The sequence below is a fragment of the Paenibacillus sp. GbtcB18 genome, assembly GCF_019091125.1.
Taxonomy (GTDB): domain Bacteria; phylum Bacillota; class Bacilli; order Paenibacillales; family NBRC-103111; genus Paenibacillus_F; species Paenibacillus_F chitinolyticus.
The window spans coordinates 758248-765257 of the sequence record NZ_JAGXJX010000003.1 but is presented as its reverse complement, the minus strand read 5'-3'; the positions used below and the strand labels follow the sequence as shown (position 1 = coordinate 765257).

1 protein-coding gene and 2 pseudogenes are annotated in these 7010 nt (G+C 39.1%); all 3 read left to right on the top strand.

Going from position 1 to position 7010, the window contains the following annotated elements; genetic code table 11:
* Window positions 1–279 precede the first annotated feature (279 nt).
* Window positions 280–1878, top strand: a pseudogene (locus KVT34_RS32965) (beta-ketoacyl reductase); the annotation flags it as partial.
* A gap of 162 nt (window positions 1879–2040) precedes the next feature.
* A pseudogene (locus KVT34_RS32960) lies at window positions 2041–3288 on the top strand (beta-ketoacyl [acyl carrier protein] synthase domain-containing protein); the annotation flags it as partial.
* Between the two features lie 139 nt (window positions 3289–3427).
* Window positions 3428–7010, top strand: a 3583-nt coding sequence (locus KVT34_RS13755; RefSeq protein ID WP_217559260.1) for a beta-ketoacyl synthase N-terminal-like domain-containing protein, incomplete at its 3' end; no start/stop codon positions are given.

The window sequence follows — 7010 nt, the reverse complement described above, 5'->3', positions numbered from 1 at the left end:
AAATACAGCCGGATTTTAGGGGTGTGGGTAAAGGGAGGACAGGTAGAGTGGGGCAAACTTTACGAGGGTCAAAAACCGAGGCGGATCAGTCTTCCCCCCTATCCTTTTGCAAGAGAACGTTATTGGATAACAAATATTGTAGGGAGAGGGTCCCTTCCCTTCGCCAAAAATCCAGATGAAGATGAACGAGAACAAATAAACAAAAAAATTTGCTTTGTTGAGAAAGGGTGGGAAAAGTCCAATATAACTAATTTAAAAGCAAATGTTAATGGAAAAATTATGATATTAGCTAATCAAGAGACCATGAAGCTTGCCGAAGAGGTTTCACAACAATTGCAATCCACTAGGATTGTAACGTTAGAAGAAGTAATAAATAATTTTCCTGCTAATGAAGCGGATATTAATGGCTATGGCGGTTGCATCGATTTATTAGGTTGCGGATCCGAACGGATAGCCCTTGATCAGGATATAACCTTCCTGCAAAAGATGATTGAAAATGGAAAGAGAAATGAGCTAATTCTACTTGGAGTTACAAAAGGATTAGAGCCTTTTGGAAACAATAACTCGATAAATCTATCTGGCGCATCAAGAGTTGCGTTATATCGTGTTTTACAAAGTGAATATTCGCATGTCACTTCACGCCATGTAGATTTAGATAGCGCTATGAGCGACAAACAACTGGCTGTATTCATTACAAATGAGTTTTTGTCAGAATCGAAAGAGGTCGAGATCTGTTACCGTGATCACATACGCTATGCCGCTATTATGAAAGAGGTGAAAGAAAATAAACCCATTGAACAAACATTTCAATTCCCGCAAGAGCACGTCTTGTGGATCACAGGCGGAACAAAAGGGATCGGGATGTTGTTAGCCCGACACTTTGTGGCTAAATACGGAGTAAAACATCTTGTTCTTATGGGAAGGGAAGCATTGCCTCCAAAAGAAGAGTGGGGAAGCTGTGAAGAAGACTCAACTCTCGCACATAAAATTAAGAATATTCGCAACCTGGAAAATATGGGGGCGACAGTTAGGGTTCTCACGGTTCCTTTGTTTGACGAACAAGCTCTTAAAGAAGCGATTGAAAAAGTTAAAACCGAAATGGGGCCCATTGGGGGGGTAATACACAGTGCGGGTATGGTTGACATGCAAAATCCTGCATTTATTCGAAAATCGCTTAAAAGCATAAACCAAGTTCTGGAACCGAAAGTAAACGGACTTGAAGTACTTTATAGCTGTTTATCGGATGAGCCTTTGAAATTTTTTGTATTATTATCGTCCGTTGCCGCAGCAATTCCGTCACTCGGAAGCGGACAAAGTGATTATGCAATGGCAAACGCCTTCATGGACTATTTTGCCCATCTTCATCATTCAGAGAGCCCTATTATAAGTATCCAATGGCCGAACTGGAAGGAATCCGGTATGGGTGAAATTAAAGGAACTACATACCGAAACACAGGAATACTTAGTTTGACGGATAATGAGGGATTATTACTGTTAGATCAAATACTTGTTGGTCAGTATGGCCCGGTTATTTTACCAGCAGTTGTTAACCCTGATCTTTGGGATCCGCAGATGGTAATGAAAAAATCATTCATAGATAACAACGCAACAAAAAAGGCAGTAACAAGTGTGGGTGAAGAAAGCAATGAATTATTAACGCAAACGAAAAATTGGTTATTAAGATTATTTTCAAACGAATTAAAGATCGGGGAGAATAAAATCCAATCGCAAATTTCGTTTGAGGAATACGGTGTGGATTCCGTGCTGATGGCTCAAATCCTCCAACAAATCAATCATACTTTGGATGAAAATGTAGACCCTTCATTATTATTCGAATACCAGACCATTGATTCGCTTGCAAAATATCTTTATCAAAAATATAACAACACTTTGGCTAAACGTTTTAATTTTACTGGGAAAACTTTTACTGATTCAACCTTTTCTTTAACAAATCAGACAAGCTCTGTCTCCATCTATCATATTGAAGAAAGCGTTAATGCCAGCAGGTCTTTAAGCGGCTCCCCAAAAGACTCGACACTTCAAAATATAGCGGTCATCGGCGCTTCGTGTCAGTTTCCTGGAGCCAATACGCTTGAGGAATATTGGGAGCTTTTGAAATCGGGGAAATCCGCACTTGGTCCGGTTCCTTTTCAGCGCTGGGGATATGAAAGTAATTTTCACGCCGGTTTGCTAAACCATATATCTAATTTCGATGCTAAATTCTTTAAAATATCTGAAGAAGATGTAAGGCTGATGGATCCCCAAGCATTATTGTTATTGAAAGAGTGCCTTAAGCTAATTTACCATGCCGGATACACGGAAAAAGAATTTGGAGGCACGAATACAGGAGTTTATATCGGGGGGAGAAGCGCTCATCAAATCGATGAACATCATTTAGTGCATGCTCAAAATCCAATTTTAGCAGTGGCCCAAAATTTTATGGCAACCAATATTTCTAAATGTTTCGACTTGAAAGGGCCTAGTCTTGTGGTAGATACAGCTTGTTCCTCATCGTTGGTTGCCATGCAAATTGCGTCACAGGCTCTGGTTCATAAAGAGATATCCTCCGCAATTGTTGGAGGAGTGAGTCTGTTAACAACAGACGCCCCTCATAAAATTTTCGAAAGCAGAAAAATATTAAGTGAAACTCCTGAATATCATGTTTTTGATAAACGGGCTCAGGGTGTGGTACTAGGTGAAGGAGTTGGTTTCGTATTACTAAAGACTGTGGAACAAGCCCTAAAAGATGGAGATAAAATCTATGCAGTTATTAAGTCAATAGCTGTAAACAATGACGGTCGAACCGTAACCTCGATAGCTCCTAATTTTCAAGCTCAAAAAGAAGTCATGGTTGCGGGAATAGATAAAAGCGGCATAGAGGTGGAGGAAATAAGTTATTTAGAGGCAAATGGATCAGGAACACAGCTCACTGATTTGTTGGAGCTTAAAGCCATTCAATCCGTATACCGCGAATCCGTGACAAACCCTCTGTATATAGGGTCAATCAAACCGAATATAGGACATCCTTTATGTGCGGAAGGAATCGCAAGCTTTATAAAAGTCGCAATGATGATTCACCACAAACAATTGGTTCCATTTATATCGGGCTATGAGAAGATGGATCATTTTGATATGAATCATTCGCCATTACTTTTTAATCGTAAATTGATGGATTGGGAAAACAACAAAAAAATAGCTGCCATAAATTGTTTTGCTGATGGAGGGACAAATGTTCACGTCATCATGGAAAACTGGGATGACGCCTTAGATTCCGAAAGAATGGTTAGAAGCTCCATAAATCCACCGGTGTTAGAAGAGAAGGATTATAGTAGGACAAAAGAATCTGGCATTTTCAATGCTGGAATGCATGACACTAAGCTTAAAAACACAAATATATGGGATATGTTTTGAAATGGAGGAAATCATAATGAATACAAAAATCAGGTTGACAAGAAATCATCCGCTTATGAAAAATCATAAAGTTTTTAATGTTGAAGTGCTTCCCGGTTTATCTTATATAGACATGATCTATCAAATGTTCAGGGCTAACGGCTACAACTATAGAGAGTTGGAAGTTCGTAATCTCACGATTTATAAGCCCTTACTCATTGGAAACGAAAATCAAGAAACAATCTTACTTCATTGTCATTCTGTCGGCAATGGTGTCTGGCAAGTAACGGTGGAGAGATCGACTTCTTCGGAGAAGGTTCTTTATGCCACCGCGGAAATGCATCAAGTACCCATTCACGAATTTACCGAGCGTCTTGATCTTCATTTGATCCAAGATACCGCCAATAATACGATCGATGTTCATGATTTGTATAAGCACTGTAGTAGTAAAGGGCTTGTCCATACCGGTATCATGCAAGCGACAGGAAAGATTTTCGTAAAGGATAATGAATTGCTTCTTAAACTTTCTGTAGGAGATAGTGAAAAAATAGAGGGATTCATGTTTCATCCTGCTTTAATCGATGCAAGTGGTTTAGGAGTCATTGCTTTTTCATATCATGATATGCCACGGGAAGATCAATTATTTTTACCGATTTGTTATGAATCATTTCGTGCTGCTGCTTTAATTGAAGATACGTGTATAGTTAGAATCAAGAAAGATTTGTTGAAATTTGGAAGCGAACTTAGCACAGCAACATTAGAGTTTTTTGACATTACAGGTGAAAAAATTGGCGAACTAAGTGGGTTAGCCTGCAAAGTTGTAAGAGATGCCCAAGCAAATTTCTCTATTTTTCAACAATCGCCTGCCTTGAATAACGAGAGTTTTAAAGCCATCCAAACTGATAATAGTAGTCCACATGCCGGTCAAAACGAGGATGATTTAAGCGATCTTGTGGAAAATTTCTTGCGGAGAATAATTGCTCAACAACTTGATCTATCCATGCATGAAATTAGCAGCGACTCGGTTTTTTTTGAATTAGGCTTGGATTCTGCAGGATTATTATCCATTGTAAAAGATATTGCTACCGTCCTAAAGACTTCTTTGTCACCCACCTTGTTATTTGAATATACTACACCGAGAGAATTGACAAACTTTCTGGTAGAGAAGCATGGAGAAGCATTTCTAAAAGCACGTGAGCTCATTCATCAAGAAGTGAAGGATTTTGGTATTCATACCTCATACGGAAAACAGATTGATAGGATAAAAAATGATCCGTCCGATGAGAGGAGAGAAAAGTGCATTCAATCTGCACCTTCAGAAAAAACGGAAGATAACTTTAAGGATATTGCCATTATTGGAATAGCTGGTCAATACCCTAATGCATCCAATTTAAATGAATTTTGGGAAAACTTGTTGTCCGGAAAGAACTGTATCAGTGAGATTCCAGTAAATAGATGGGATTGGAAGAAATACGACAATATAAAATCAGCCTCTGGTAAAACGATCTCAAAATGGGGAGGTTTTCTAGAAGACCCCAATTATTTTGACCCTCAGTTTTTTAAAATCTCACCTAGAGAAGCACAAATTATGGATCCGCAGGAAAGATTGTTTCTTCAGACTTGTTGGGAAGCAATTGAGGACTCGGGTTATACACCGAAAAATTTAGTAAATCCGCAAGGGCCCCATAATCTAAGAAGGGTCGGGGTATATGCAGGAGTTATGCATAAAGATTACACCCTCCTATGTGCTGACGAAATAGCTAAAGGAAAGGCGTTTCCGTTTTCTCTAAACAATGCGTCGATTCCAAATCGTGTTTCTTATTTTTGTAATTTTCATGGTCCGAGCATGGCTATAGATACTGTGTGCTCATCCTCCCTCACTTCCGTTCATTTAGCTGTGGAGAGTTTAAAAAATGGGGAGTGTGAAGTGGCTCTTGCCGGCGGAGTGAATGTATCCTTACACCCCGACAAATACATATCATATGGATTGATAGGTATGCATTCTAGCGATGGACATTGTCGTTCCTTTGGAGAAGGTGGAGACGGATATGTATCTTCGGAAGGAGTGGGTGCTATTGTCTTAAAGCCTCTTCATAAGGCAGTTAAAGATGGGGACAATATCTATGCTGTTATAAAAGGGAGTGCCATTAACCATGGTGGAACGACAAATGGTATGACGGTTCCAAGCCCAGTAGGACAATCTGATGTCATTATGATGTGTCTGGATAAAGCGGGTGTCCATCCGCGTACCGTAAGTTATGTTGAGGCTCATGGCACAGGGACTTCGCTAGGGGATCCGGTAGAGATAGAAGGTTTAATGAAAGCATTTGGTTTCTACACAGATGACAAACAATTTTGCTCGATTGGATCCGTCAAAAGTAATGTAGGTCACACAGAAGGTGCTGCGGGAATATGTGGTCTTAGTAAAGTGATTTTACAATTATATTACAAAAAACTAGTCCCATCCCTTCATTCAGATCAATTAAATCCCTATATTGATTTCGAACAAACCCCATTTTATATGCAGAAAACGGTGGAGGAATGGAAGCAACCCTTAGTTCAAGATGGTTTCCGAACGGAATATTACCCTCGCAGAGCTGGAGTTAGTGCATTCGCGGCCTCAGGTTCTAATGCTCATATTATTCTAGAAGAATATAGCGTCAAGGAATCTGCTATTTATCATCGCACTGAGGGTAACTATGTGGTCATTCCGATTTCTGCCAGAAACAATAAAGAATTGAAGGAGTATTGTTCGAAAATACTCAATCATTGTACGAAATGGTTGAACGGCCGATTACAATATCCAGAGCATACTGATATTTTGTATAGCCTTGCTTATACCATGCAAGTTGGCAGAGAAGCGATGGAAGAACGTGTTGCATTAGTAGTAAAAGAGATGTCAGAATTCATAAACGAATTGGAAAAAATGGTCGTCAATGATCTGGAAGTGAATTCTCATTATCGCGGAAATGTAAAAAAACAAAATCAGAAAAGTAATGCTTCAAATTTCGAATCTCGCTTAATTAGCAGTATTGAATATAGTGATTATAATAAATTAGCCGAACTGTGGACGAAAGGTGTAGAAATAGACTGGAAACAAATTTATCGTGGAAAAACACCAATGCGACTGAGCCTGCCAACATACCCGTTTAAAAAGGATAGTTACTCCATTTATGGAAAGATGGTCAATCATTATTCAAATGTAAATATCGATTCCTATAATCCTAGAGATACAGATAAGCCAGGGAAAGGACCCGACATCCTGCAATTAGGGAATACAAATATAAAATTAGAGAAAATACATTTGCAAGCATTAATCAATGAATCTGTGCCAAGTAAATTAATTCTGAAAGATACAACATCTAAAATAACACTGTCTCAAAACAATACAGTGTCCCGAAAAGATTTTGGAGAGAATTGCTCTATGAATGAACAAAATAGTAAATTGAAGATCCCCACAAGTTCTGAACTTCTGTACACTGTTCAAGCAGAGCAGGAACCCGCAAAGGAAGCTAATTCAATAAAACCGATGCAGCACGAATTCAAGTTGGAGCAGCTGATCGAAGGATTGGCGGCAAGCTTGGCGGATGCTTTGTATATGGATGTTGAAGATATAGATA